This window comes from Streptomyces coryli, assembly GCF_011044975.1.
GTDB classification, from domain to species: domain Bacteria; phylum Actinomycetota; class Actinomycetes; order Streptomycetales; family Streptomycetaceae; genus Streptomyces; species Streptomyces coryli.
On the sequence record NZ_JAAKZV010000028.1, the window covers coordinates 17,684 to 43,788 of the forward strand.

Sequence of the window (26,105 nt, forward strand, 5' to 3'; positions counted from 1 at the left end):
CGGGCCCGCGGGTCTACCCTTCCGTACGCGATCACCGAAACGTGAGGGGCAGGGGTAGAACCATGGGGCAGCTGCTGCGAGTGCAGAACTTCACCGTCTCCAGTGACGGCTACGGCGCCGGCGAGGGCCAGAGCCTGGAGCGGCCGTTCGGTCACGCCGACCCCGGAACCATCATGAGCTGGGCCGGTGCCACCGCGAGCTGGCCGGGCCGCACCGACGCCGGGGGCAGCCGCGGCCTGGACGACTACTTCACCCGCGACTTCGGCAATAACATCGGCGCGGAGATCATGGGCCGCAACAAGTTCGGTCCGCAGCGCGGGCCCTGGGAGAACGAGGAGTGGCAGGGATGGTGGGGCGACGAGCCGCCATTCCACACGCCGGTGTTCGTCATGACCCACCACGCCCGACCCTCCTTCACGCTCTCCGACACGACGTTCCACTTCGTCGACGGCACCCCGGCCGCCGTCCTCGCGCAGGCGAAGGAGGCGGCCCAGGGCCAGGACGTGCGCCTCGGCGGCGGCGTCGCGATCAACCGCGCCTTTCTCGACGCCGGCCTCGTCGACACATTGCACGTGGCGGTGGCTCCGGTGAAACTCGGCTCCGGGGAGCGGCTGTGGGAGTCCCCGGAGGAGCTGGACGACCGCTTCCACCACGACGTGGTGCCCAGCCCGAGCGGCGTGACGCACCACCTGTTCTGGCGGAAGTGAGCCGGCGCCCCCTCCGGGTCAAGGCATAGCCGGTCCAGGCGTCATGCCAGGCAGCGGGCCGTCGACCTGCGGCTTCGCATACGCGTCGCTCTCGGGCGCATCGCGGTCGTAGGCACACGGCCCGCTACTGCCGCCGTCAAAGCGCCCGCCACCCGATGCCTTCCAGTGAAAGCTCTGCCGCTCCTCGGCGTCGCCGGTCCCACGGCGTGCGTACAAGTCGCGGAAGCCGCCCGAGTGGCTCGACTCGACCTTCCACCCGTCCTTCTCGAGCTTCCGCTCGACCCGCCGCAGCGCCGCCACGGCTTGGTCCTCCGGCACCTTGTCGAGGGCCCATTCGTAGCTGAGGGAGTACGCCCCCTGCTGCGGTTTGTCGTTGATGCTCTCCAGGCCGTCGGGATAGCAGTACGAGGAATCCATGCGGGCGTCCCGCCCCGGTGCGCGGTCGAAGCCCAGGACCTCGTACGCCTGTTGCGCCCGGCCGTGCACGCGCTTGGCCATGGTGTCGGGCGCGACCGTCGGATAGTCCTCGGGCGTGTTGCTCTGGACGTTCACCACCACGATGAACCCGACGACGAAGAGCACCGGCACGGCGATCAGCACGAGGCAGCCGGCCCCGAGAGCGGCGGCTGTCCCGCCCTGCTTAGTCATGATCGAAGGCTATGGCCGGCCCGGCGGTGCGTGGGACCCGTGATCGTCCTCACTGGGCTCTGAGTACGGGTACTTAATATGGCGTGAACCTGCCATTGCGCGAGGCAGGGGGGTGCGGTTATGTGTGCCTGGCGAATCCCCCTGCGACCAGGGGAGTTGTGATCCGCACTACCTGTTCTTGTCCGTGATCCGGTCAACGAAAGGTCTGGTGCACCACGATGAGAAGCGTCCCCCTCCGCCGCGCGACAGTGATCGTCGCCGCGGTGGCTGCCGCGTTAGGGCTTCAGTTCGCGGCCGTCCCCAGTGCACACGGTGCCACCGCTCCTACCGGCGACGTCCGGTCCGCTCCCGCCGATACCGCGATTCCCGGAAAGTGGCTCGTGGTGCTGAAGAACGGTGAGGTCAGCAAGAAGAACACCGCTTCCGCGGCGCGTGAGCTCACCGAGAGCGCCGACGGCACGCTCGGGCGCGTCTACCGCGAGGCCCTGCGCGGGTTCTCCGCGAAGCTCAGCAAGGCCGAAGCGGCCCGGCTCGCCCGGGATCCGCGGGTCGACTACGTCGAGCAGGACCAGGTCATGCGCGTCGCCGACACGCAGAACAACGCCACCTGGGGCCTGGACCGCGTCGACCAGCGCGATCTGCCCCTGAGCTCCACCTACACGTACAACAGCACCGCGTCGAACGTCACGGCGTACATCATCGACACCGGAATCCGCACCGCCCACGGCGAGTTCGGCGGCCGCGCCACGGTCGGCACCGACACCGTCGGCGGCGGTCAGAACGGGCAGGACTGCCAGGGTCACGGCACCCACGTCGCCGGCACCGTCGGCGGGCAGACCTACGGCGTCGCCAAGGCCGCCAAGCTCGTCGCCGTCCGCGTCCTGGACTGCAACGGCTCCGGCTCCACCTCCGGCGTCGTCGCGGGCATCGACTGGGTGACGGCGAACGCGGCCAAGCCCGCCGTCGCCAACATGAGCCTGGGCGGCGGCGCGAGCACCACGCTCGACAACGCCGTCAAGCGTTCCATAGCCGCGGGCATCACGTACGCCATCGCCGCCGGCAACGGCAACATCTTCGGCTGGCCGCAGAACGCCTGCAACACGTCCCCGGCCCGCGTCCCCGAGGCGGTCACCGTCGGCGCCACCGACCGTAACGACCGCCGCGCCTCCTGGTCCAACTACGGCACCTGCCTGGACCTGTTCGCGCCGGGCGTCAGCATCACCTCCGCCTGGAAGGACAGCAACACCGCCACCAACACCATCTCCGGTACGTCGATGGCCACCCCGCACACCGCGGGCGTCGCCGCCCTCTATCTGGCCACGCATGCCGGCGCCACGCCGGCCCAGGTCAGAGACGCGCTGGTGAACGGCTCCACCCCGAACAAGGTGCAGGACCCGCGCACCGGTTCACCGAACCGGCTGCTGTACTCCCTGCTGTGAGCGACACGGCGGCCCGGCCCCGTAAGCCGGTCCGGGCCGCCGTCAGCCAGGACCCTCTCGCGGCTCCAGCAGCCGCAGCACCCCCGAGCGCAGCGCCGGCACCGCCTCGGCTGCCGTCATACGACCGGCGTTGATCTCCTCTCCAGCCGCATGACTCAGCGCGATGACCGCCGCCACCTGCCAGGACACCGGCGGCGTCGGATCGAAGTCGCCGTTCTCCCGCCCGCGCCGCAGCACCCCCGCGATGCGGTCGGCGATCGGCTGATGGCGGGCCCGGTCCCGCTCGGCGGGTGCCGGGTGTTCGGCGAGCCGGCCCAGGGCCGGGTACGCGTCCAAGGCGTGCCATGCCGCGTCCAGCAGGCGCAGCAGCGCCTCCGGCGCCGGCCCCTCGTCGGCCGTGGCCGCGTCCATCGCCTCGGTCACCAGCTCCGCCATCCGGTCGACGACCGCCGCGAGGAGTGCGTTCCGCGAGGGGAAGTGCGCGTAGACGGTCTGGCGGGTGACCCCGGCGGCGGCCGCGACGGCCGCCATGCCCGCGTCGGGACGTTCGCCGAGGAGCTGAAGTGCCGCGTCGAGCACGGCGGCGCGGCTGCGTTCGGCGTCGGCGCGGCGGCGGGCCGGAGGCGTCAACTCTTACACCTTGTCAAAATTGAGGACACGCTCATATCTTACACGGTGTAAGAGTTCGAGAGTTCGCCGTTGCTGGACGGAGCATCATGAAGCCCTTGGCGCAGAGCACCCCCGAGCAGTTCATCGCCGACTTCTTCGCCACCCTCCACCAGGAGGTCGTCGTGGGCGACCATGACCCGGCGCCCGCGCTGGCCCGCTTCTACGCCCCGGACATCGTGATGGTCAGCGACGGCATCCACCTCGACTGGGACCGGCTCGTCGCCCATATCCGGCCCGTCCGCCGCAACCTGGTGGCGGACGGCGAGCCGCGCTTCGAGGTGCACGAGGCCATCGCGGACGGCGACCGGATCGCGGCCCGGCTCACCATCCATGCGACGACCCGCAAGAAGCGGATCTCGACCGAGTGCATCGGGTTCTACGACTTCCTGCCCGACGGCCGACTGCACCGTTCTTGCGGGTTCACCCGCACCATCAAGGGAGACTGATGCGCACCGGCTACGAAGTCGCCTGAGCCCCGGCAGGCTTGGGCAGGGAGCAGCCGGCCGCGTTGAGGTCGATCTTGTTGCCCGCGCCGACGCACGGCACGACCGTGTACGTCTGCTGGCCGTAGCCGATGCCGTGGTGGACGGTCACGGTGCCGTTCTCGTCGACCTCACAGGGGTTGTTGAGGGTGCACTCCTGGCCGTCCTCGTTGAGGGTGTTGTTGACGGCGACCACCTTGCCGGTGGCGTCGTCGACGACCGGGGAGCCGGATGTGCCGCCGATGGTCTTGCAGGCGGAGGTGTAGCGGACCGAGTCCTTCCAGGTCCAGTCGGCCTCGCGGAGCTGGTGGGCGAAGCCGTCGATCGCGCAGCTGTAGGTCTGCTTCCAGTAGCCGGAGACCACGGTGATCGCGGAGCCCTGGGCGGGGTGGTCGGCGGACAGTTCGAGGGGCTTGATGCCGTAGTCGCTCTCGATCTGCTGGTAGCTGCTGGTGAGTTCGTACAGCGAGACGTCGGTGTCCGTCATCGTGCCGTACGCGACCTTGCTCGCCTTCACCACGCCGACCTCGTTGCCCGAGGCGTCGAGCAGGTCGAAGGTGCGGCCGGAGGGCTGGTCGACGACGACCTCGCCGGGTCCCGGCATCCCGCCCTCGAGGCAGTGGCCGTTGGACATGACGAGCGCGGGGTCCGTCGGCTGCGAGTCGGGCACGCGTATGACGGAGCCCGAACAGTTGCTGAGCGCGACGGTGCCGGCGAAGCCGGCGGCCTCGGGGCCGGTTTCGCCCCGGTTGTCGGCGAGTGCGGGCGCCGCGCCCGCTCCGATCAGGAGCAGGCTCGCGGCGAACGCACCGACGAGAGGTTTCTTCATGTGGGGGTCCTCTCTGTCGCCGGGTGTCTTGTCACACCCGGCTTTGTCATGAGCATTCTGATGGCCCCGGGTGCTCGCGACAACAGGGCCCCGACCAGGGCGAATTGGCGTATGGACGGCCCTACGCGCCGATGGGAGGCTGGGCAGCGCCAGAGAAGTGGCCCGGTTTTCCTGTGGGGGGTGAACGGCCATGGCGGAGCCTCATGAAGTACTCACGCTGGAAGAGCTGAACGAGGAAGAAGCGGCGGAAAGCATCGAAGTCGGTGCCGACGAGCCGACCGAAGCGCCGGATCCGGAGGACGAGGACGACGCCGTCGGCGTCGAGCTCGCGGACGACGACGAAATGGAACTCATCGCCACCGAGACCGAAGGTCGAGAGGGTGGGGAAGATGGTGTTTAGCACCTCCGCCCCGAGGGAGCGGGTGAAGTTCGGGTCCGTAACGCTGAACCGGCGCAGCATCTGCATGCTGCGGGAAGCGGAACGGATCGGCGGGTTCAAGCTCCGTATCGTCCAGGGGTCGTTCAACCGGGGCGCCGTACCGGCGTCGGCGGGCACGCACGACGGCGGCGGGGCCATGGACGTGAGCGTGCGCGGCCTGACCAGGGAGCAGATCAGGCATCGGGTCGTATCGCTGCGCAAGGCGGGCTGGGCGGCCTGGCGCCGGACATCACCACCGTTCAACGGCCCGCATATCCACGCGATCGCCGTCGGGGACCCGGATCTCTCGGCGGGGGCGAAGCGTCAGGTCACCGACTACAAGAACCACAAGAACGGGCTCGCCGGTCACGGCCCCGACCCCGATCCCCGCGTCGATCCGAAATTCTTCTCGGCGGCATTCCTGGCGCGTTACGTGACGCGCCCGGGAGTGAAGCCCTTCGCCGACGCGTCCATTCTCGCCTTCGCCTCCAAGCGATTCGAGACGACGAAGCGGCAATTCACGTCGGCGAGTTCGCGGCGGCATATCGAGCTCGTGCAGGGGGCGCTGAAGGAGGTCGGGCTGTATCCGTTCCGGGTCGACGGGGAGTGGGGTCCCCGTACCCATGAGGGCTACCGCAACTGGCGCACCCGGCTCGGCGTGAAGAACGCCACCGGCGTCGTCGGCCGTCCGGGCCTGGAGGCCCTCGGCCGCAAGACCGGCAATTTCCGGGTCAAGGCCTGAGCCGGGGGACGACGCGCCGGCCGCGCTCCATCACGGTGGCCAGCCGGGAGCGCGGCTGCCAGTCACGCCCGTTCGGCAGGCTCCAGCCGCGCCGGACGGCCAGCACCCGGAAGACCAGGCTGACGACAATGCCGAGAATGATGCCGAGGGCGGGCGCGTCCAGGTAGGAGCAGAGCACCATGATCGCGGCGGTGATCATCGCGACGGTCGCGTACATCGCGTTGCCGCCGAACACCGCCGGGATCCGCCCCAGCATCAGATCCCGGGCGACGCCGCCCCCGACGGCGGTCATCGTGCCGAGCAGCACCGCGGGCAGCCAGCCGAGCCCGGCGGCGAGGGTCATATGCGCGCCGGTGACGGCCCAGAAGCCGATGACGGCGGCGTCGAGCACGGTGAACAGCCGGTCCCACGCGTGCTGGCTGATGCTGATGACGAACGCGATGAGCGACCCGGCGATGGCGGTCGGCAGATAGGCGACGTCGGTCAGGGCGACGGGCGTGCCGTGCTGCAGAAGCACGTCGCGCACCAGACCGCCGCCGAGCCCGGACACGATGCCGACGGCCAGGAAGCCGAAGAGATCAAGCCGCTCGACGCGGGCGATAGCACCACCGAGCAGGGCGGAAGCGAAGACTCCGGCGAGGTCCAGATAGCGCGTGGCCACATCGAGCGAGTGGCTGCTGAGTAGATCCGTCACGCCGCCCATCCTTGGCGGAAGACCACGCGAAGGCGAGCAGGCACCCCCGGTCGAGGCTAAAGAATGCGGCCGCGTTCCCGGAGCAGGATCTCGCGGATGCGGCGTGCGCGGTCCTCGCGATACGGAATGTCACGCAGGTGGTGTTCCAGGAGATCGGCCGAGGCCGAGTCCAGGGCGCGAGGGGCATATCTGAGCTGCTTGTCCAGCGCTTGCAAAGCCCAGTACTGCCCGAAGGGCTTGTCCTCCTCGGTCACTGCCGTCGCAAGGCGGGGAATGAAGGAGGGATTCCCGCCTGCGTAGAGCGCGGCGTAGCCGGCGAGCCGGAGCCCGCGGTCGGCGGATTCCAGATACGGAGCCGGGTCGAAGCCCTGGCGTTGCTGGATTTCGTCGGTGAGCCGGCGGACGATGTCAGTCATGGCGTTGGTCCGCTCGGTCCCGCTCGGCATCTCGTGCCGGATCCGGTTGTACTCGCGGGCGAGCTCCTCGATTGCGTCCACGGCCGGTGGCGGCGGCTCCTCATCGGGTGGCAGGAGGGCGCGGACCTGGTTCAATGCCTCGTAGAGGTCCGACTGCAACTCCCGCATGTCGTCGCTGAGCTCCTGGCTGGTGAATTCGTTCTCCCTGACCTGCTCCTGGGTGCGTCTGAACTGCCCTTTGACGGTGAGCCCGAGGACCGACACCTCGGCGAAGAGGACCGCCAGCAGGGCGACCACGGCGAGACCCACGGCGACCACCGGCGGGTCCGCCGCCGATGCGTGCCGGCAGACGGTGACCACTGAGCCATTGCGGGTCAGCTGCTGATCGCAGATCTCGACGAAGAAGAATGTCGCCGCCAATGCGGTCAGCAGCAGGCCGGCGATCGAACCGACTGCCCACTTGATCTTGTCTTCGCGCGTCAGTGCCACGGTGCCCCTCCGGAATCATTCGGAGTGGTGCGTGGCAATGACCATAGGCCGATGGGCGTTCCGGCACATGGGCCGTTCGGTGCCGGCTAGCGAGGAACTCCCAGCAGTTCACACAGCCCGTCGGCCAGCTCCGTGCGCCAGCACAGGTAGTCGTGGCCGCCGTTGAACTCGCGGTAGCGGGCGTCGTCGTAGCCCTTTGCGGTGAGGGTGTCGTGGAGGCGGCGGCAGGCGGGCAAGGCGACCCACTCCTGTTCGCCGGCGGAGAGGCGGAAGCGGACCGGGAGGCGGGGGGCCTCGGCGAGGCGGGCGGTGAGCCACTCGGCGCCGGGGCCGTTGGGCCACCAGAAGGAGCCGGACTGGGCGAGCACCGCGCCGAAGCGGTGCGGGGCCGCGTAGCCCGCGTACGCCGCGGTCAGGCCGCCGAGGCTCTGGCCTGCGGCGATCGTACGGGCCGGGTCGGTGGTGAGCGGGAGGCGGGACGCGGCCCAGGGGAGCAGCTCGTCGGTGAGGAAGCCGAGGAAGCGCTCGTTGCAGGTGAGCTCGTCGTAGCGGGTGTCGGCGCCGAGGGACTCGGGCAGCAGGGCGGCGAGCGGGGGGATGCGGCCGTCGGCGATGAGGTTGTCGAGGAGGGCGGCCACGTCCAGGCCCGGCTGCCACATCTCGCCGTCGAGGAGGACGAGGAGGGGGAGCGGGTCGGTGTCCTCGCCTGGCGGGGCCGCATGCTCGCCAAGCGGCTCGGCGTGGTCGCCCTGCGGCTCGGCGTGCTCGCCCGCCGGCTCGTACAGCCAGACCCGCCGCTCATTGCCGAGCAGCGCGCTGGCGACCGTGTGCTCGGTGACCCTGCCGCGGGGTGTGCCGGGCCGGCGCTGCCAGTCGGTGGCGCGGGGCGCGTCGGGGAGTTCGACGTACGGGACCGGCGGCCCGCCCCACCGGGGGGCCAGGGTGCGGGAGTTGTACGGGTCGGGTCGGTGCTGGGTGCGCAGCCAAGGCCAGTACGCCTGGCTGTCGGGCGCCGGCCCGTCGCCCTCGTCCACGGCGAGCGTGTACGTGGCGCGCCAGTCGCGCCGCATCCGTATCGACCAGTGCCAGACACCGGTGCCGGGGACGCGCGCCATCAGATTGCCGCCGGGGTCGCGCGGGTCGGCGAGCTTGTTTGGTGTGACCAGCACCGCCCGGGTCGTGTCCGTACCGCGCCAGAGGAAGGTGACGACCGCGTCGCCGTCGCCGGCCGGCTCGACGAGGGGCGTCCCGGCCCGGGCCGCCTCTCGCCAGAACGCGTCCTCGGTGAGCTCGCCGCGCTCCAGCCGGGCGACGAGGTCGCCGGCGGCCCGCGGCACGGGCTGCGGCCGCGGGATACGGGGCGGGTGCCGCTTGGCGGGCGGGGCGGCGGACGGTGCCGGCGCGGGCATGCGGCCTCCGGGGAGCGGCAGGGGAGAAAGGCTGGCAGTTACGGTAAGGCTTACCTTACTCAGCCGCCGATCTTTTGCGAAGGCGGCCCGGTGCTGCTTCCGTGAGTAGTGGCGTAAGGAGGACACCTATGTCCGCCGACGGAACTGCAAACGCAAGCACCACGGCGCCGCCACGAGGCGCCAAGCAGACCTATCAGACCCCGCTCCAGCGCTTGGCGAAGGGCGCCTGGCACACGCTGCTCATCGCCGGCATCCTGGCCCTCATCCTCGGCATCATGACGCTGGTGTGGCCCGGGCCGACGCTGCTGGTCGCGGGCATCTTCTTCGGCGCGTATCTGCTGGTCACCGGCATCGCCCAGCTGATCGCCGCGTTCGGTACGCACACCACGGCGGCGATGCGGGTGCTGGCCTTCGTCAGCGGCGCGCTGTCGATCCTGCTGGGCCTGCTGTGCTTCCGCAGCGCGCTGCAGTCCATCCTGCTGCTGGCGATCTGGATCGGCATCGGCTGGCTCATCCGCGGCATCACCGAGACGGTGGCCGCCATCCAGGACGAGGACATGCCGGCCCGCGGCTGGCAGATCGCGCTCGGCATCATCAGCGTGCTCGGTGGTGTGGTGCTGCTCGTGTCGCCGTTCGAGTCGATCGCCGTGCTGACGATCGTCGCCGGCGCCTGGCTGGTGGCGATGGGCATCATGGAGATCGTGACGGCGCTGAAGCTCCGGCACGACGTGAAGACGGGCCACCTGTCGCAGGCCGAGGTGCGCAATCTGCGGGCGGTGGACGACGCGGTGTCACATACGGGCACTGGAGCGACCGGGACGACCGGGACCACCGCGAGCGCCGGCACCACGGTGCCGGTCGACAAGACCACCACCGCGGCTCCGCCCGACGAGGGCCGGCGCGCCGCCTGACCCGTACGACGGACGGCGGGGCCGCCGCTCAGCCCGGCAGCTGCCCCGCCTCGTCCGGATCCGGATCCCGATCCGGATGCGCTGCGCGCCACGCCGCGATCGACCGATTCCACTCCTCGCCGGAGAGAGCCGTGAGCGACGCCGGGAACAGCCCGTCCTCCTCCTTCGCGATGTGATGGTGCAGTTCGTCGAAGGCCTCGAAGAGCTTCTTGCGGTCGGCCGCGTCATCCGGATCCGCCGTGTCGAGCAGTTCCGCGAGCTCGCGGTGCTCCCGCATCAGTGCGGCAATGTAATCCGCGTATTCGGGATCACCCCGCATCACCGCGAAGAGCCCGTCCTCCTCGCCCCGCCAATGCGCCTGCAGGATCGTCGCCATGGCCCGCACCAGTTCCCGCACCCGCGCTGTCTCGCCGCGATCGAAGGCCCGCTCGGCATCTCCGGCGAGATCCTTCACCTGATCGTGCTCGGCGATGAACTCCTTGATGAGCGGAATCTCCCGGCAGCCGCAGTAGTGGCACATCCGGACAAAATAGCGGGTGCAGCCAGTGCGGAGCTGCACCCGCGGAGCGGACGTGTCTCTAGACGGTGAGCACCTCCTGGATTCGTTGAGGACGTCTCCAGAGGGTGGCGGTCGCGGCAATCCGGTCAGGGGCGTCCGCCTTGGTCATTGAGGTCCGCCCACCGCTGCTGCGCCCGGTCCGACCAGCGGTCGTGCAGTTCGTGGAAGCGGGCGGAAGCCGTGCGGCCCGTCCATTGCGGAGGCAGGAGTTCGTCCGGGAGTTGCGGGTCGAGGAACGGGAAGCGGCGCCATTCGTGGACGAGTCGGGTCTGGGCCGCGAGCAGCGCGTCGCCGCTGCCGGGTCGGGCGACCCCCGCGAAGGCCGCCAGAAAGTCCTCGTAGCGGTGCGCCACCGCGTCCAGGTCCCAGGCACGGCGTACCAGCGACGCCTCCTCCCCGACGCCCGCGAACGGGCCCGTGAAGGAGAACGCCGACGCGCCGAGACCCAGCTCCGCCACCACCTCCTTCACCTCCGCCTCACGCTCGGCGTGCGGCGTGACCCACAGGCCCTGCGCCGGATTGCCGAGACCGGCCCAGGTGAGTTTCGTCTGCAGCCGGTGGCGCAGGCTGCGCTGCGACTCCGGGACCGTCACGGTCAGCACCAGCCAGCGGCCGTCCCAGGCCTGCCGCTCGGTGCCCAGCGCGTAGATCCGCTCGGCGCCCTCGGACAGCAGCCGGCGGCCGCGGGCGGTGAGCGACCAGCGCACCCGGCGGCCGTCCCGTTCGCCGGCGAGCCAGCCGTCCGCGGCGGTACGGGAGAGGGCCTGGCGGGCCGTCTTCTCCTCGACGCCGAGGGAGCCGAGCAGGCGGACCAGCGCCGACGTCCACGCCGGCCCGTTCGGGAGCACGAACTCGCCGAGCGCGGTGAGGAGCAGCGAACGGGCGCTGGAGCGCGGGGAATTGGTCTCGGGCATGCCCGATAGTCTACAGACTCTTGACGCCGCGTCGTAGAAACGTGGATCGTCGTAGCCATGGACGGCATGGAGGTTTCCTTCGACACCCACCCCGACCGCTACCGCCACTGGAAGCTCACCGTCGACGGCGAGGTGGCCCACCTGGTGATGGACGTCGCCGAGGACGGCGGCCTCGTCCCGGGATACGAGCTGAAGCTCAACTCCTACGACCTCGGCGTCGACATCGAGCTCTACGACGCCGCCCAGCGGCTGCGCTTCGAGCATCCCGGCGTGCGGGCCGTGGTCGTCACCGGCGGCAAGGACAAGATCTTCAGCGCCGGCGCGAACATCCGGATGCTCGCCCAGTCGCCGCACGAGTGGAAGGTGAACTTCTGCAAGTTCACGAACGAGACGCGGTGCGGCATCGAGGACGCCACCGAGCACTCGGGCCAGCGCTGGATCGCCGCCCTCAACGGGACGGCGTCCGGCGGCGGTTACGAGATCGCGCTGGCCTGCGACGCCATCCTGCTGGTCGACGACCGCAGCTCCGCCGTATCGCTGCCGGAGCTCCCGCTGCTCGGCGTGCTGCCCGGCACGGGCGGCCTGACCCGGGTCGTGGACAAGCGCGGGGTGCGGCGGGACCTGGCCGACTACTTCGCCACCAAGACGGAGGGTGTCCGCGGCCCGCGGGCCGTCGAATGGGGCCTGGTCGACGAGTCCGTGCCGCGCCGGGATTTCGACGCGGCAATCGAGCGACACGCCGCGCAGGCGGTCGCGGAGTCAGCGCGACACGCCGACGGGCCAGGGGTGGAACTCACCCCGCTGCGCCGGGAGTCGAGCGCCACCGGCCTCTCCTACGACCACGTGCGCGCCACGTACGACCGCGACCGGCGGCTCGTCGAGATCACCGTCGCCGGGCCTGATGCGCCCGCGCCGACGGAGCCCGCCGACGCCGTCGCGCAAGGCGCCGGCTACTGGCCGCTCGCCGTCACCCGCGAGCTCGACGACCTCGTCCTCCGGCTCCGTACGAACGAACCCGAGCTCGGCACCTGGCTCTTCCGCACCACCGGCGACACGGCCCGCGTCCTCGACCACGACGCCTTCCTCACCGCCCACGCCGAGCACTGGTTCCTCAACGAGGTCCGGCACTACGCGAAGCGCACCCTCAAGCGCCTCGACGCCTCCAGCCGCAGCCTGATCGCGGCCGTCGAACCGGGCAGCGCCTTCGCCGGACTGCTGCTGGAACTCGCCCTCGCCTGCGATCGCCAGTACATGCTCGACGGCGTCTTCGAGGACGCCGACGAACCGGGCGAGCCCGCCGAGCTGGTCCTCACCGAGGCCAACCTGGGCGCGTATCCCATGGCGAACGGACTCTCCCGGCTCCGTAACCGCTTCTGCGGAAAACCCGCCCCCGGCGAGGAGACGCTCGGCAAGCCGCTCGACGCCGCGGCCGCGGCCGAGCTCGGCCTCGTCACCTTCACCCCTGACGACATCGACTGGGACGACGAGCTGCGCCTCGCGCTCGAAGAGCGCGCCGCCTTCAGCCCGGACGCGCTGACCGGGATGGAGGCCAACTACCGCTTCGCCGGCCCCGAGACCCTGGAGACCAAGATCTTCGGCCGCCTCACCGCCTGGCAGAACTGGATCTTCACCCGCCCCAATGCCTCCGGCCCCGAAGGCGCCTTGCGCCGCTACGGCACCGGACAGCGGGCGGTCTTCGACCGGAAGAGGGTCTGAAAGAGATGCCCATCGACTACACCGAACGCATCCCCAACAACGTCGACCTCGCCGACGACCGCCGCCTCAAGCGCGCCCTCGAGTCCTGGCAGCCCAAGTTCCTCGACTGGTGGCAGACCCTCGGCCCGGCGCTGCCCACCCAGGACGTCTATCTCCGTACGGCCGTGGACGTCGGCCGCGCCGGCTGGGCGCACTTCGGGCACGTGGCGCTGCCCGAATACCGGTGGGGGATCTTCCTCGCCGACCGGAAACCGGACCGGCGGATCGCCTTCGGACAGGAGATGGGCGCGCCCGTCTGGCAGCAGGTCCCCGGCGAATACCGCGCCGACCTGCAGCGCCTCATCGTCGTCCAGGGCGATACGGAACCCGCCTCCGTCGAGCAGCAGCGCCACCTCGGCATGACCGCGCCCAGCCTCTACGACCTGCGCAACCTCTTCCAGGTCAACGTCGAGGAAGGCCGCCACCTGTGGGCGATGGTCTACCTTCTGCACGCCTACTTCGGCCGCGAGGGCCGCGACGAGGCCGAGAATCTTCTCGTACGGAACTCCGGCAGCGAAGAATCCCCGCGCATCCTCGGCGCCTTCAACGAGGAGACCCCCGACTGGCTCTCCTTCTACATGTTCACGTACTTCACCGACCGCGACGGCAAGTACCAGCTCGGCACCCTCAAGGAGAGCGCCTTCGACCCGCTGTCGCGCACCTGCGAGTTCATGCTGAAGGAAGAGGCGCACCACATGATGGTGGGCACCACCGGTGTCGACCGGGTGGTGCGCAGGACCGCCGAGGTGATGCGCGAGCGCGACACCGACGAGGTGGCCGCGTACGGCGCGATCCCGCTCTCGGTGATCCAGAAGTACCTCAACTTCCACTACAGCGTCTCGCTCGACCTCTTCGGCTCCGAGACCTCCACCAACGCCGCCAACTACTTCACCGCCGGGCTGAAAGGCCGCTGGATGGAGGAGCGGCGCAAGGACGACCACCGGCTCACGGACGCGTTCACCGAGATCGGCACGGTACGGGACGACCAGCTCACCGGCGTCGAGATCCCGTCCCTCATCGGGCTCAACCAGGACCTGCGCGACGAATACGCGGCCGACTGCGCCGGCGGCGTCAAGCGCTGGAACGCCATCCTCACCGACGCCGGGCTCGACGCCCGCCTCTACCTCCCCCACCAGGGCTTCAACCGCAAGGTCGGTGCCTACTCCGGCCACCACATCACGCCGGACGGGCGGATCGTCGCGGCGGAGGAGTGGGAGGCGGGCCGCGACACCTGGCTGCCGACGCCCGACGACAAGGCGTACGTCGAGTCGCTGATGCGCCCCGTCTACGACCCCGGAAAGATCGCCGCCTGGGTGGCGCCGCCCAGCAACGGCATCAACGGAAAGCCCTTCGACTACGAATACGTGCACCTGATCTGAGGACGGGACGGTCGATGAGCACAGACGCCTTCAACGCGTGTACGTACCTGATCGACAGACAGCTGGAGCGGGGGCGCGCCGGCCACCCGGCCGTCACCGGCCCCGCCGGCACGCTCACCTACGCCGAGCTGGCGCGCGACGTCAGCCGCCTCGCGGCCGGGCTGCGCGCCGCCGGGCTGCGGCCAGAGGAGCGGATGGTGCTCTTCGCCTCCGACGGGCCGCGGATGCTCACCGCCCTGCTCGCCGCGATGCGGCTCGGCGCCGTCCCCGTGCCCGTATCGACGATGTACAACGCCGAGGAACTGGCCGCGCTGCTCGCCGACTCCCGTGCCCGGATGCTGCTCGCGACCGGCGAGTTCGCGGGCACGGCGGCGAAGGCGCTGGCGCAGACGGAGGGCGTGACGGACTTCGTGGCCGCGGGCGACGACGAGCCGCCCGGGCTGCCGGAGGGCGTGCGGCTGCGCCGCTGGGCCGCGCTGCTCGCCGAAGGCGCCCGGCGCACCGGCGACTTCCTGCCGCCGTACCCCGCGGGCGACGACTTCCCGGCGCTGTGGCTCTACACCTCCGGCACCACCGGTACGCCGAAGGCGGCGATCCACCGGCACGCGGCCCTGCGACACGTCTGCGAGACCTACGCCGACCAGGTGCTCGGCCTCACCGCCGACGACATCTGCTGGTCGGCATCGAAGCTCTTCTTCGCTTACGGGCTCGGCGTCGGCGCGCTCTTCCCCCTCGCCGCCGGCGCCACCACCGTGCTGCTGCAGCAGCGTTCCACCCCGGACGCCGCCGCCGAGGTGCTTGCCGCGCACCGGCCGACCGTCGTGGCCGCCGGGCCGACCTTCATCGCGGCGCTGCTCGCCGCCGAGCTGCCCGCGGAGGTCTTCGCGCCGGTACGGGCCGTCACCTCGGCCGGCGAGCCGCTGCCCGCCGAGCTGTACCGCCGCTTCCACGACCGCTTCGGGGTGGAGGTGCTGGACGGCCTCGGCTCGACGGAGATGCTGCACATCTTCCTCTCCAACCGGCCCGGCGCGGTCCGCCCCGGCACCACCGGCGTCCCGGTCCCGGGCTACGCGCTGCAGCTGGTCGACGCCGCCGGCGCCCCCGTCACCGAACCCGACGCGCCAGGCCGGCTGCTGGTCAGCGGCCCGTCCGCGGCCCTCGGCTACTGGTGCCGCGACGCCACCACCCGCCGCGTCTTCCGCGGCGAGTGGCTCGATACGGGCGACACGTACTCCCGCTCCGCCGACGGCTACTACACCTGCCTCGGCCGCAGCAGCGACCTGATCAAGGCGGGCGGCATCTGGGTCTCGCCCGCCGAGGTCGAGGCGCGGCTGATGCGGCACCCCGGCGTGCTGCAGGCGGCCGTGGTCGCCGCCCCCGACGCGGACCGGCTGGAGAAGCCGGTGGCCTGCGTCGTACCGCAGCCTGGTGCGGAGCCCACCGAGGCCGAGCTGATCGCGTACTGCCGCGAGGGCCTGGCCCACTTCAAGTGCCCGCGCAAGGTGCTGCTGCTGGCGGAGCTGCCGATCACGCCGACCGGCAAGATCCGGCGGGTGGCGCTGCGCGAGCGGGTACGCGACGTATTGCTGCCCTCGCCGTCGGCCACGGCGTGAACCTGCCGTAACGGAGGCCCCCTTGCTCGACGACCACCTGCTCATCGACGCCCACCTGCACCCCGCCCGGCTGCCCACCCTCAAGCCCGCCTGGCGCGAGTGGGCCGACCGCTTCGGGGACCCGCGGATCACCGCCGAGGTCTACGACGCCGACGGCACCCCGGTCCCGGAACGCTTCGCCGCACACCTGGAAGCGGAGGGCGTCGACCACGCCATCGCGCTGTGCGAGCACAGCCCGCGGGTGACCGGCATCCAGCCGCCCGAGGACCTGCTCCCGCTGATCAAGCACGCCCCGACGCGGGTCTCCTTCCTCGCCAATGTCAACCCGCACCTGCACTACCCGCTCACCGCCGAACTGGAGCGCCAGCTGGGCCTCGGCGCCATCGGCCTGAAGGTGCACCCGGTGCACGGCGCCTTCCCGGCCAACGACCGCGAGATGTACCCCGCGTACCAGATCTGCCAGGACCTCGGCCTGCCGGTGGTGGTGCACTGCGGCACCAGCAGCTTCCCGGGCTCCGTCAACCGCTACGCCTGCCCCGAGCTGCTCGACGACATCGTGCAGGCCTTTCCGCGGTTGCACCTGGTGCTCGCGCACGGCGGCCGCGGGTGGTGGTACGACGGGGCGGCCTTCCTCGCCACGCTGCACGAGCGGGTGTGGATCGAGCTGAGTGGCCTGCCGCCGCAGAAGCTCCCCGAGTACTACGCCCGCCACAACTTCCCGCGGCTGGCGCGGAAGTTCATCTTCGGCACCGACTGGCCGGGCATCCCGGGGATCGCCCGCAACGCACGTGCGATCCTCCGTCTGGGACTCGACGACGAGACGAACCGGCTCATCCTTGCGGGGAACGCGCAGACGGTGTACCCGGCGCTCCTGGAGAAACTGTCGGCCTGAACGGAAGCCGCCATTACGCTGTCCGGCCATGACCCGGCACCTCATCACCAGCGCCCTGCCGTACATCAACGGCACCAAGCACCTGGGCAACCTGGTCGGGTCCATGCTCCCGGCGGACGTCTACGCCCGCTATCTGCGGCTGCGCGGGGAGGAGGTGCTCTTCCTGTGCGCCACGGACGAGCACGGCACCCCGGCGGAGCTGGCCGCCAAGGCGGCGGGCCTGCCCGTCGACACATATTGCGCCCGCCAGCACGACGCCCAGAAGGCGATCTACGCGGGCTTCGACCTCTCCTTCGACCACTTCGGCCGCAGCTCCTCCACCCAGAACACCGAAATCACCCAGCACTTCGCCCGCTGCCTCCATGACCAGGGCTTCATCGAGCAGCGCGCCGTCGACGAGACCGCACACCTCTTCCTGCTGCAGTCGAAACTCCAGCACGAGATCGAGGAGTTCGCGCACACGTGGCTCGTCGAAGGCTTACCGGACCGAGCCATCACCCTCGATCTCGACTGGGGCGTGCCCGTACCGGCCGACATCTGGCCGGAGCTGGCGGCGGACGGGAAGGTCTTCCATGGGGCGTTCGACGCCCCGATCGAGTACATCGGCGCCACGAAGGAGTGGGCGGAGCGGGCGCCGGCGGACCGCGACTGGGAGTCGTGGTGGTACGACGCGGAGGACGTGCGTTACACGCAGTTCATGGGCAAGGACAACCTGCCTACCCACGCGGTGATGTTCCCCGCCATCCAGCTAGGCACCGGCGAGCCGTGGAAAACCGTCGACTTCCTCAAGGCCTTCGGCGGACTGAAGTGCCGCGTCTCCGCCGATACGGCGCTCGAGGTGCTGCCCGCCGACTACTGGCGCTACTACCTGATGGCCACCGTCCCCGAGTCGGACGACTCCTCCTTCACCTGGGAGCATTTCGCCGCCACAGTCAACAAGGACCTGGCCGACACGCTCGGCAACTTCGTCCACCGGGTGCTGTCCTTCTCGCGGAAGTCCTTCGGCGACGCCGTGCCCGGCGGTGGCGCACCCGGTGCCGCGGAGGAGCGCCTGGGAGCCGAGATCGCGGCGGGGCTCGCCGAGTACGAGGAGCACTTGGAGGCGCTGCGGTTCCGCAAGGCGACGGCGGCGCTGCGGGCGCTGTGGAGCGCCGGGAACGCGTATGTCGATCAGAAGGCGCCGTGGCGCGAGATCCGTACCGATCCGGAGGCGGCAGCGGTCACGCTGCGGACCGCGATGATGCTGATCGAGCTGTACGGGCGGGTGTGCGAGCCGGTGGTGCCGGCGACGGCCCGGAGCCTGGCGGCCGTGTTCGGCAGTGGCCGTACGTCCGGCTGGCCGACCGCCGTGGAAGCCCGCGCGCTGAACTCGTTGCCCCCGGGCACCGAGTTCAGCGTCCCGCCCGTACTCTTCTCGAAGGTCGGCCGTCAGCCGACGGTCAGCAGTTTGGCGACGCTGGGGACCCCCTGGGAGTTCAGGGCGAACAGCATGTAGCTGCCCGGCAGGGCCACCCCGGCGTCGGCCGGGATCTGCAGGTCGTACGATCCGGTGCCGGTTTGCGTGGACTGCAGTGGCACCCGGCGCTGGTCGTTGTCGGTGGAGTGGGTCGAGGCGCTGTTGCGGACCAGGACGAAGGACGACACTGCCGAGTCCGTCGTGACCTGCAGCTTGGTGCCGTGGGCCACCTTGGACGGGACGGTGCCGGTGAGGGCGGGGCGGGGCTTCATCGAGCCGTCGGCGTTGAGGAGATACGGCGGCGTGAAGATCGCGCCGTCCGCGTGGTTCGTAGCGCAGTCGCCGCACAGCCCGCCGCCGCCCGAGAAGATCCGGCCGTCGGGCAGCAGGTTGGCGACGCTGTGGTAATTGCGCGGCACGGCCATCGTCGCCATCCGGGTGAAGGTGCCGGTGGCCGGATTCCAGATCTCCGGCGTCATCGTGGAGGTGGCGTCGGAGAACGGGACCGGCCACGACTGACCGCCGAAGACCGCGACCTTGCCGTCCGGCATGACCACGCTGTTGCCGAACGAGCGGGCGCCCGCCATGTCGCCGGTGCGGGTGCTGACCGGGTTGCCGCTGCCGGTGGCGTTCACCGTATAGGCGCGCTTCGTCGCGGGCGCGTCCTGATAGGCGGTGGCGCCGCCGAGGGTGAGCAGCTTGCCGATGTCGTACGAGACCGCGTTGCCGTTCATCGCGTCCGGGCTGTCGGCGCGGGTGCCGGCGGCGGTGATGCTGCCGTTGCCGGCGGTGGAGATCCAGTTGAGCTGCTTGCTCGGGCCCAGGTGCAGCACGCGGCCACCTGAAGTGGCGTAGAGCCACTGGTGGTTGTCCGCGCGATACGGGCCGGCCGGGTCGGCGGTCATGGTGCTGGTCACCGGCACGCCGGACAGCTTGCGCCAGGTGCCGGTGGCCGGTGACCAGACCTCGCCGTCCTTGCCGCCGTTGCCGCCGCTCCAGGAGCCGCCGAGGACGAAGGCGTCGCCGTTCGAGAGCAGGGTCATCGCCTGGTAGCCGCGCGGGATGTTCATGTCCGTCGTCGACGTCCACTCGTCCGTCGCCGGGTTGTAGATGCTGGCGCGTTCGGAGTTGCTGCCGCCGGTGACCAACACCCGGCCGTCGGCGAGGACCGCGGTGCCGGGGCAGAACATGTCGTGCCCGGTGTTGTCGACGCGCCGCTGGGTGACCGCGCCGGTCTTGAGGTCCATGATCGCGGTCTGGGTGTAGCCGTTGCTGCCGCCGAAGCGGTCGACGGCATACGCGGACCAGGCGAGCAGCTTGTTGTTGGGCAGCACCGCGGTCGCCACCGGCACCAGCGGGAATCCGGTCAGCTTGCTCCAGGCGCCGTGGGTGGCCGGGGCGGCCGGGCCGCTCAGCCGCAGCTCGGCGGCGGACGACCAGGGTCCGCGGCCGCCCGCTTCGGTGGTGGCCGTCAGCCGCACATAGCGGGCGGTCACCGGGGCGGTGAAGGTCGCGCCCTTGACGGTGTCGTCGTCCTTCCAGGTGCCGCGGGCCACCGGCGCACCGAAGGTGGTGCCGTCCGTGCTGGTGGTGACCGTGTACGCGCCGATCCGGCCGTTGGCCCCGGACTTGCGCGGCTGATAGGTCAGCGCCGACACCGTACGACTGCTCTTCATGTCGATGGTGATGTGGTGCGGGAGCGGCGCCGGGGTCCCCGACCACTTGCTGTGCCACATCGTGTCGTCGTCGCCGTCGAGGGCCAGCGCGGCGCGGTTGTTCTGGGCGGTGGTCTCCTCGTCGCTGGCCGTGGCCGTCCATCCGGTGCGGGGCAGGTCCACCACGGAGGCGGGCATGCCCGGGTCGCCCAGCAGGTTCAGCTCGGCGGCGGAGGACCACGGGCCGCGGTTGCCGGCCTCGGTGTTCGCGGTCAGCCGCACATAGCGGGCGCCCTTCGCGGCGAAGCTCAGCGTCTTGGTGGTGGCGTCGTCCGCGAGCGTCCCGGACGCGACGGCCGAGCCCCAGGTCTGGCCGTCGGTGCTGAGGTGGACGGCGTAGCCGCCGATCCGGCCGTTGGCGCTGCCGGTCCGCGGCTGGTAGACGAGGGCGGAGACGACCGCGGTGCGGTGCATGTCGATGGTGATGGTGTGCGGCAACGGCGCCGGAGTGCCGGACCACTTGCTGTGCCAGATGGTGGCGGCGCTGCCGTCGAGGACATTGGCCGCCCGCCCGTTCTCGCCGGATGTCTCCTCGTCGCTGGCCGCGGCGGTCCAGCCGTCGCGCGGCAGCTGCGGCGCGGTGGGCTCCTTCGCGTCGGCCGGGATCACGGGGTGGTGCGGCGACGTCAGCGGCTTGTCCGGCTTCGGGGCCGGCGGCGGATCCGCGGATCTCGCGGTGGCGTCCATGCTCGAGATGAGCGGCAGCAGCGCGGCCGCCACGGCCCCGAGCAGGAGCAATATGAGCCCGCGGGATCTGAGTCTGTTCAGCCTGATCAGTTCATGCGCAGCACGCATCACCGCATCGCCCCCCCGGGCCATTCACCGCGTCCCCACGCGGAGATGAGCACCATAGCGGGATAAGGGTGTGATTAGGGAGACTCGACGGGAGTGGTGGCCGGAAATGGCCCACGCCGTCGATCGATCGTCGCCGCCGGGTTCACGTACCGACGTCCTGTCGGCTCCCCTTCTCAACAAGCCTCCCTTTACCGGGACTTGACCATCGAGAAGAGATCGAGAAGAGGGAGCCCATGCAGACACTCAGCGCCATGGCCGCCGCCATCGCGGCGGTGCTGGCCAACCAGAGCCTGACCCTGCTGTCCGACTGGCTGCACCAGCGCAAATACGCCCGCCACGAACGCCATGCGTGTCCCAGCGCGCGGACACCGCGCAGGGAGGCGGGGCATCGTGAGTGACAGCACCGCACCGCAATTGGGCGACGCGTCGAGCCGTACGGAAACCGTCGGATTCGAGGCGTTCTACCGGGAGACGACGAACCACCTCGTCGCCTTCCTCATCAACCAGGGCGCCTCGCTGCACCTGGCCGCCGACATCGCGCAGGAGACCATGATCAAGGCGTATCAGCGCTGGTCCGGCATCGACAGCCCGCGAGCCTGGGTGCACACCGTCGCCTCCCGGGCGCTGATCCGGGAGTTCAGCAGCACCCGGGAGCGGCCCGTCGGCGAGCTGCCGGAGCCGACGTCGCTGCTGCCGGGCGTGGGCGACGTCGTGGAGTGGGAGCTACGGGACCACGCCCTGACCGTGCTGCGCCGGCTGCCGCCGCGGCAGCGCCAGGTCGTCGCCTGGACCCTGAGCGGATTCACCCCCGGCGAGATCGCCGGGGAGCTCGGGATCACCCCCAACGCCGTCAGCGCGAGCCTGCGCAAGGCCCGCCGCGCGGTGAGCGCGGAGCTGCGGCCCACAACGCAGGACCGAGGAGTGACCGCCCGAGAAGTGGCGGACGGAAAGGAGGAACGGTGACGGACGGCTACGTCAACGAAGCCAGGGAAGCCGCCGGCCGGCTGCTCGCCGGCCATCAGTCTGCGCTGGCGGCGACGCTCGCCGCGCGGCTGGACATCGAGGCCGGACTGCGCGAGGTGCTGATCCAGGCCCGTTACGACGCGCTGGCCGAGGACTTGGAGCGGGTGCTCGACGTCGAGTCGGGGCTGCGGGCCATCGTGCCGGGCGCCATGCCCCCGCTGCCAGCGCACGCCGCGCACCGCTGGCTCGCCCACCTGTCGCTGGTCAGCCCGCCGGAACGGATGACGCTGCGCGGCGACCCCGCGGTCGCCGGCGAATACCGGGTGCTCGTCTACGCCCTCAACGCCGCCGCCGCCCTGGAGCGCGGCCGCGACCGCGCGCTCGCGCTCGACCGCGCCCTCTCCCTCGACCACGGCCTCGACCGCCCGGCGGACCGCACCTACGCCCTCGGCCAGGACCGGAACCTCGCCCGCCGCCTCAACGACGACCTGCTCGCCGACATCAAGCTCCTCGACAACCTCGTCGGCGTCTGCTCCCTCGACCTCGGCGTCCTGGACGCCGACCTCGCGAAGGCCCGAGCCTGCCTCGACGCCTTCACCCGCGAACTCACCACCATCGCCGACCTCGTCCACCGCTTCTCCGGCGCCCTGGCCCGCGATCGCATCCGCGACCTGGCGCTGGGCCTGGACCGTGCGCGGGCGCGCGCCCGCACCCTGGCCGATGAGTGCCGCAAACGGGTCCAGGGAACTACGGGCATCACTTTGGGGGAGGACCCTCCGCTCTTCGGCGAGACGGCCGTCGAGGAGTTCCTCAACGACTTCACCGACGCCGACCTCACCGACGCCGACCTGACGGGGGTGGATCTGATCGGGGTCCGCTGGACGGAGCACGGGACCCGCTGGCCCGCGACGGTGGATGTCCGTGCTCTCAAGTCCCGGTCGGAGGAGTCGCCTTCGGGGAGCGGTGTGTACGTCGTGCTTCCCGGTCAGCCCTTCACCGCCCCCGATACGAGCCCAGCCACGTAGAACCGCTGCAGCGCCACATACAGCACCACGCACGGGATCATCGCGACCACCGCGCCCGCCGCCAGCAGGCCGAAGTCCACCTGTCCGTACGAGCCCTGCTGCAGGTTGGACAGGGCCACCGGAAGGGTGAAGAGGTCCGGGTCGGTGAGGAAGGTCAGCGCGCCGAGGAAGTCCGTCCAGGACGCGAGGAAGGCGTACAGCGCCACAGTCGCCGCGCCCGGGGTGATCAGCGGGCGCAGCACGGACAGCAGCAGCCGTGCGGTGCCCGTGCCGTCCACATGCGCGGAGTCCTCCAGCTCCGCGGGGATGGAGGCGAAGGAATTGCGCATCACGATGACGCCGAAGGGGAGGTTGACGGTGGTGGAGAACAGCACCAGGCCGAACAGCGAGTCGGTCAGGCCGATCGTGTTCAGCTCCAGGTAGAGCGGGGTGAGGATGGCCTGGAACGGCACCATCATCGTCAGCACCACCACGCTCAGCAGCCCGGCACGGCCGCGGAAGGCGAAGCGCGCGAAGCCGTAGCCGGCCAGGGTGGAGAGGACGGCTGTCAGCACCGCGGTCGACAGCGACACGGTCAGGGAGTTGAGCACCGGGCGGGCCATGTCGCCCTGGGTCAGCAGGCGGTCGAAGTTGTCCAGCGTCCACTCGAAGAAGGTCGACAGGCTCGGTGCGCCCATGACGACGTCGTTCGGCTGCGCCGAGCGGATCAGGGCGAAGCCGAGCGGCACGAGGAAGACCAGCGCGGCGCCGCCCCCGCCGAGCACGTAGAGGATCAGCTTCAGGCGGGTGTCGGTGCGGCGCGGGGTCGCGATGGTGGCCATGGCACCTCAGTCCTTCTCGCGGAGCAGCCAGAACTGCACGGCGGCGATGACGGCGATGATCAGTACGAGGATGAGCGACATCGCGGTGGAGGCGCCCAGCTGCAGGTCCACGAAGGCCCGGCGGTAGACGGACATCACCACGGTGGTGGTCTCGGAGCCGGGACCGCCCTGGGTGAGGATGTAGAACTGGTTGAACGCCAGCAGCGAGCCGATCACCGAGATCACCGCGCACAGCCCGAGCGTCCGCCGCACCATCGGCAGCGTGATGTACCGCTCGGTGCGCCACCAGCCGGCGCCGTCCAGCTCCGCGGACTCGTAGACCTCCCTGGGGATGCCCTGCATGGCCGACATCAGCAGCACCATCGTCAGGCCCGAGGTGCCCCAGAGCACCATGACGATGATCAGGCCTGTCGCGAGCGGTCCGTCGACCAGCCAGGCCGTGGAGCCGTCCGTGATGCCGAGCGCCTTGAGCAGCGCGTTGATCGCGCCGCTGTTGGGCTGGGCTTCCAGCAGCGTCGTGAAGCTGATGGTGGTCAGGCCGATGATGAACGGCAGGAAGAAGATGGTGCGCAGCAGCGTCGAGCCCCGGCGGTTGGCGCGCACCAGGACGGCGAGGGTGTAGCCGAGCACCAGGATCGGGCCCGTGACGATCGCCGTGTAGAGCAGGGTGTAGCCGATGGATGGCAGGAAGACCGGGTCGGAGAGGGCGAGTTCGTAGTTCTTGAGGCCGGTGAAGTGGTACGGGCCGATCAGCGGGAAGTCGGTCAGCGAGATGTAGCCGGCCACCACCAGCGGGGTGAAGACGAAGGCCAGCACGAACAGCACGGCGGGCGCGACGAGCAGGAAGCCGGTGCGGGCCGGGTGGGTGAGTGAGCCGGCGCGGCGGCGCGGCGCCGGGCGGGCGCGCAGGGGGCGGGTGTGCCGCCGGGGCGCGGCGGTCTTGAGGGTCGTACTCACGCGTCCCCCTGTCGTAGAACCTCGTCGAAGCGCTGCTGGGCCTCGCGCATCGCCTGCTCCACCTCGCCGCCGAAGGTGGCGCGGCGGAGCATGGCGAGCCAGGGGCCGTCGTTCTGGTTGAAGATGCGGTTGTACGCGAGGGCGAGCGGGGCGCGCCCCGAGTCGATGGCGGTCAGCGGGGCCACCGCGAGCGGGTACTTCTTGCGGAAGGCCGGGGTCGCGGCGTCGGAGCGGACCGGGGCCATGCCGGCGGCGGGCAGCGTGCCCTGCCGGCGCACGGTGAGGCAGAAGCGGACGAAGTCCCAGGCGCCTTCCGGGTTCCTGGCGCCGTTCGGGATGCCGAAGTTATTGCCTCCCGCGAAGAAGGCGTGGCCGCCGTCCGGGCCGCTGAGCAGCCGCACCGCGAGGTCGTCGCGCAGCGCCTTCGGGGCCTTGGGGAACGTGATGTTGTAGCCGCTGGGCAGCATCGCGACCTTCCCGGCGTAGAAGGCGGCGGTCCAGCGGGCACCGTCGTCGGAGAAGCAGTCGCGCGGCATCAGCCGCTCCCGCCACAGCGTGTGCAGGAACTTCAGGGTGCGGCGCAGCGGTTCATTGCCGGCGATGTGCGCGCGCTGGCTGCCGATGCCGCCGGTGACCAGGTCCTCGCCGCCGGCCCAGATGTGCGGCTGGACGGTGAAGGCGAGGCCGCCGGAGCCATTGCCCGGCAGATACCAGCCGTAGAAGTCCTTGCCGAGGCCGCGCACCGCCCGGGCCGCCTCCAGATAGCCCTCGAAGGAGCCGGTCGCGTCGTCGACGCTCACCTTGGCGCGGTCGAGGAGGGCCTGATTGCACCACAGCGCGGAGTTGTCGGCGATGGACGGGACGCCGTAGTAGCGGCCGTCGCGCTTGGCGAGCGCGAGGTGCCCCGGGCTCAGCCGGTCGCGGTACGGCAACTCCTCCAGCAGCGGCGTCAGATCGGCGAAGGCGCCGCGGTGCACGAAGGCCGCCGAGTTGATGACATCGATGTCGACGAGGTCGGGCATCCGGCCGCCGCGGATGGCGGTGGCGAGCTTGGTGACGAACATGCCGTCGGGCACCGGCGTGAGGCGGATGCGGACGCGGTCCTGGGCGGCGTGGAAGGCCGCGACGGTCGGCTCCGAGGTGCCGACGAGGCCGCCGCGGCACCACACATCGACGGTGCCGTGGGCCCGTTCGCGGAAGTCGGCCGCGGCGGTGTCCAGGGGCGGCGGCGCCTTGGCGCACCCCGCCAGCGCCGCGCCGGCCAGACCGGCCGCGCCACCACCGAGCAGCGCCAGGAACCGGCTCCGGGTGAGCTCCATCGTGTCCAACTCCTGCCGGAAGGAAAATCAGGAAACCGATTTCCGAAACCGTAAGAGCGTGCACACCGGCCGTCAACCCGTCTGAAAGC

26 protein-coding genes are annotated in these 26,105 nt (G+C 70.7%); 14 read left to right on the forward strand and 12 right to left on the reverse strand.

Features of this window, described 5'->3' with window-relative positions; genetic code table 11:
* Positions 1 to 62 precede the first annotated feature (62 nt).
* Positions 63 to 707: a dihydrofolate reductase family protein gene (locus tag G5C51_RS09575; protein ID WP_165234923.1), complete on the forward strand. Its 645-nt coding sequence runs from the start codon at positions 63 to 65 to the stop codon at positions 705 to 707.
* 18 nt (positions 708 to 725) lie between these two features.
* Here the strand turns inward: G5C51_RS09575 and G5C51_RS09580 are convergent, their stop codons facing one another.
* Entirely contained in the window at positions 726 to 1,355 is a 630-nt protein-coding gene (locus G5C51_RS09580) for a hypothetical protein (protein WP_165234926.1), read from the reverse strand.
* A 218-nt stretch (positions 1,356 to 1,573) separates the two neighbouring features.
* Between G5C51_RS09580 and G5C51_RS09585 the strand changes: the two genes are divergently transcribed.
* Positions 1,574 to 2,794, forward strand: a complete 1,221-nt coding sequence (locus G5C51_RS09585; protein ID WP_165234929.1) for a S8 family peptidase — start codon at positions 1,574 to 1,576, stop codon at positions 2,792 to 2,794.
* A 42-nt stretch (positions 2,795 to 2,836) separates the two neighbouring features.
* On the opposite strand, the gene G5C51_RS09590 is transcribed toward G5C51_RS09585, so the two are convergent.
* A complete protein-coding gene (locus G5C51_RS09590; RefSeq protein WP_165234932.1) occupies positions 2,837 to 3,424 on the reverse strand; it encodes a TetR/AcrR family transcriptional regulator in 588 nt (195 codons plus the stop codon).
* 86 nt (positions 3,425 to 3,510) lie between these two features.
* Here G5C51_RS09590 and G5C51_RS09595 point away from each other — a divergent pair, with 86 nt between their 5' ends.
* Entirely contained in the window at positions 3,511 to 3,909 is a 399-nt protein-coding gene (locus G5C51_RS09595; protein WP_165234935.1) for a nuclear transport factor 2 family protein, read from the forward strand.
* Positions 3,910 to 3,919: 10 nt separating this feature from the next.
* On the opposite strand, the gene G5C51_RS09600 is transcribed toward G5C51_RS09595, so the two are convergent.
* Positions 3,920 to 4,774, reverse strand: coding sequence for a S1 family peptidase (locus tag G5C51_RS09600; protein WP_165234937.1), 855 nt, complete (start codon positions 4,772 to 4,774; stop codon positions 3,920 to 3,922).
* A gap of 190 nt (positions 4,775 to 4,964) precedes the next feature.
* Here G5C51_RS09600 and G5C51_RS09605 point away from each other — a divergent pair, with 190 nt between their 5' ends.
* Both G5C51_RS09605 and G5C51_RS09610 read left to right on the forward strand, forming a co-directional pair.
* A complete protein-coding gene (locus tag G5C51_RS09605; protein WP_165234940.1) occupies positions 4,965 to 5,174 on the forward strand; it encodes a hypothetical protein in 210 nt (69 codons plus the stop codon).
* Positions 5,164 to 5,934: a peptidoglycan-binding domain-containing protein gene (locus G5C51_RS09610; RefSeq protein WP_165234943.1), complete on the forward strand. Its 771-nt coding sequence runs from the start codon at positions 5,164 to 5,166 to the stop codon at positions 5,932 to 5,934. Before G5C51_RS09605 ends, G5C51_RS09610 begins: the two co-directional genes overlap by 11 nt.
* Here the strand turns inward: G5C51_RS09610 and G5C51_RS09615 are convergent.
* The 3 genes from G5C51_RS09615 to fes all read right to left on the reverse strand — a co-directional run bounded on the left by G5C51_RS09615 (position 5,924) and on the right by fes (position 8,942).
* Positions 5,924 to 6,628, reverse strand: coding sequence for a trimeric intracellular cation channel family protein (locus G5C51_RS09615; RefSeq protein WP_338118071.1), 705 nt, complete (start codon positions 6,626 to 6,628; stop codon positions 5,924 to 5,926). The two genes, G5C51_RS09610 and G5C51_RS09615, sit on opposite strands and share 11 nt — an antisense overlap.
* Positions 6,629 to 6,684: 56 nt before the next feature.
* Positions 6,685 to 7,533 carry a hypothetical protein gene (locus G5C51_RS09620; protein ID WP_165234949.1) on the reverse strand — a complete coding sequence of 283 codons (849 nt, stop codon included), beginning with the start codon at positions 7,531 to 7,533 and terminating at the stop codon, positions 6,685 to 6,687.
* An 86-nt stretch (positions 7,534 to 7,619) separates the two neighbouring features.
* Positions 7,620 to 8,942 carry an enterochelin esterase gene (gene fes / locus G5C51_RS09625; protein ID WP_165234952.1) on the reverse strand — a complete coding sequence of 441 codons (1,323 nt, stop codon included), beginning with the start codon at positions 8,940 to 8,942 and terminating at the stop codon, positions 7,620 to 7,622.
* A 128-nt stretch (positions 8,943 to 9,070) separates the two neighbouring features.
* On the opposite strand from fes, the gene G5C51_RS09630 reads away from it, so the two are divergent.
* On the forward strand, positions 9,071 to 9,853 hold the full coding sequence (locus tag G5C51_RS09630; protein ID WP_165234955.1) for a DUF308 domain-containing protein: 783 nt from the start codon (positions 9,071 to 9,073) through the stop codon (positions 9,851 to 9,853).
* A gap of 28 nt (positions 9,854 to 9,881) precedes the next feature.
* On the opposite strand, the gene G5C51_RS09635 is transcribed toward G5C51_RS09630, so the two are convergent.
* Positions 9,882 to 10,412: a hemerythrin domain-containing protein gene (locus G5C51_RS09635; protein ID WP_338118072.1), complete on the reverse strand. Its 531-nt coding sequence runs from the start codon at positions 10,410 to 10,412 to the stop codon at positions 9,882 to 9,884.
* A gap of 86 nt (positions 10,413 to 10,498) precedes the next feature.
* Positions 10,499 to 11,326 (reverse strand): PaaX family transcriptional regulator, encoded by an 828-nt coding sequence (locus G5C51_RS09640; RefSeq protein WP_165234958.1) that lies wholly within the window; start codon positions 11,324 to 11,326, stop codon positions 10,499 to 10,501.
* Between the two features lie 57 nt (positions 11,327 to 11,383).
* On the opposite strand from G5C51_RS09640, the gene boxC reads away from it, so the two are divergent.
* The 5 genes from boxC to G5C51_RS09665 are packed head-to-tail and all read left to right on the forward strand — an operon-like array spanning position 11,384 to position 18,460.
* Positions 11,384 to 13,042: a 2,3-epoxybenzoyl-CoA dihydrolase gene (gene boxC, locus G5C51_RS09645; RefSeq protein WP_206313642.1), complete on the forward strand. Its 1,659-nt coding sequence runs from the start codon at positions 11,384 to 11,386 to the stop codon at positions 13,040 to 13,042.
* A gap of 5 nt (positions 13,043 to 13,047) precedes the next feature.
* Entirely contained in the window at positions 13,048 to 14,460 is a 1,413-nt protein-coding gene (boxB, locus tag G5C51_RS09650) for a benzoyl-CoA 2,3-epoxidase subunit BoxB (protein WP_165234961.1), read from the forward strand.
* Positions 14,461 to 14,474: 14 nt separating this feature from the next.
* Positions 14,475 to 16,073 (forward strand): benzoate-CoA ligase family protein, encoded by a 1,599-nt coding sequence (locus tag G5C51_RS09655; RefSeq protein WP_165234964.1) that lies wholly within the window; start codon positions 14,475 to 14,477, stop codon positions 16,071 to 16,073.
* A gap of 22 nt (positions 16,074 to 16,095) precedes the next feature.
* Entirely contained in the window at positions 16,096 to 16,965 is an 870-nt protein-coding gene (locus G5C51_RS09660) for an amidohydrolase family protein (RefSeq protein WP_165234967.1), read from the forward strand.
* 28 nt (positions 16,966 to 16,993) lie between these two features.
* Entirely contained in the window at positions 16,994 to 18,460 is a 1,467-nt protein-coding gene (locus tag G5C51_RS09665; RefSeq protein ID WP_165234970.1) for a methionine--tRNA ligase, read from the forward strand.
* Here the strand turns inward: G5C51_RS09665 and G5C51_RS09670 are convergent.
* Complete coding sequence (locus G5C51_RS09670) at positions 18,394 to 20,856, reverse strand: galactose oxidase family protein (protein WP_338118073.1); 2,463 nt, start codon at positions 20,854 to 20,856, stop codon at positions 18,394 to 18,396. The two genes, G5C51_RS09665 and G5C51_RS09670, sit on opposite strands and share 67 nt — an antisense overlap.
* Positions 20,857 to 21,164: 308 nt before the next feature.
* On the opposite strand from G5C51_RS09670, the gene G5C51_RS09675 reads away from it, so the two are divergent.
* The 3 genes from G5C51_RS09675 to G5C51_RS09685 are packed head-to-tail and all read left to right on the forward strand — an operon-like array spanning position 21,165 to position 22,919.
* Positions 21,165 to 21,329 (forward strand): hypothetical protein, encoded by a 165-nt coding sequence (locus G5C51_RS09675; RefSeq protein ID WP_165234973.1) that lies wholly within the window; start codon positions 21,165 to 21,167, stop codon positions 21,327 to 21,329.
* Positions 21,322 to 21,894, forward strand: a complete 573-nt coding sequence (locus tag G5C51_RS09680; protein ID WP_165234976.1) for a sigma-70 family RNA polymerase sigma factor — start codon at positions 21,322 to 21,324, stop codon at positions 21,892 to 21,894. The genes G5C51_RS09675 and G5C51_RS09680 overlap by 8 nt, the downstream gene beginning before the upstream one ends.
* Positions 21,891 to 22,919: a hypothetical protein gene (locus G5C51_RS09685; protein ID WP_165234979.1), complete on the forward strand. Its 1,029-nt coding sequence runs from the start codon at positions 21,891 to 21,893 to the stop codon at positions 22,917 to 22,919. Before G5C51_RS09680 ends, G5C51_RS09685 begins: the two co-directional genes overlap by 4 nt.
* Here the strand turns inward: G5C51_RS09685 and G5C51_RS09690 are convergent.
* The 3 genes from G5C51_RS09690 to G5C51_RS09700 are packed head-to-tail and all read right to left on the reverse strand — an operon-like array spanning position 22,880 to position 26,016.
* Positions 22,880 to 23,740 (reverse strand): carbohydrate ABC transporter permease, encoded by an 861-nt coding sequence (locus G5C51_RS09690; protein ID WP_165234982.1) that lies wholly within the window; start codon positions 23,738 to 23,740, stop codon positions 22,880 to 22,882. The genes G5C51_RS09685 and G5C51_RS09690 overlap by 40 nt on opposite strands.
* A 6-nt stretch (positions 23,741 to 23,746) precedes the next feature.
* Positions 23,747 to 24,697 (reverse strand): ABC transporter permease subunit, encoded by a 951-nt coding sequence (locus G5C51_RS42920; protein WP_206313643.1) that lies wholly within the window; start codon positions 24,695 to 24,697, stop codon positions 23,747 to 23,749.
* Complete coding sequence (locus G5C51_RS09700) at positions 24,694 to 26,016, reverse strand: ABC transporter substrate-binding protein (protein WP_165234985.1); 1,323 nt, start codon at positions 26,014 to 26,016, stop codon at positions 24,694 to 24,696. The genes G5C51_RS42920 and G5C51_RS09700 overlap by 4 nt, the downstream gene beginning before the upstream one ends.
* Between the last annotated feature and the right edge of the window lie 89 nt (positions 26,017 to 26,105).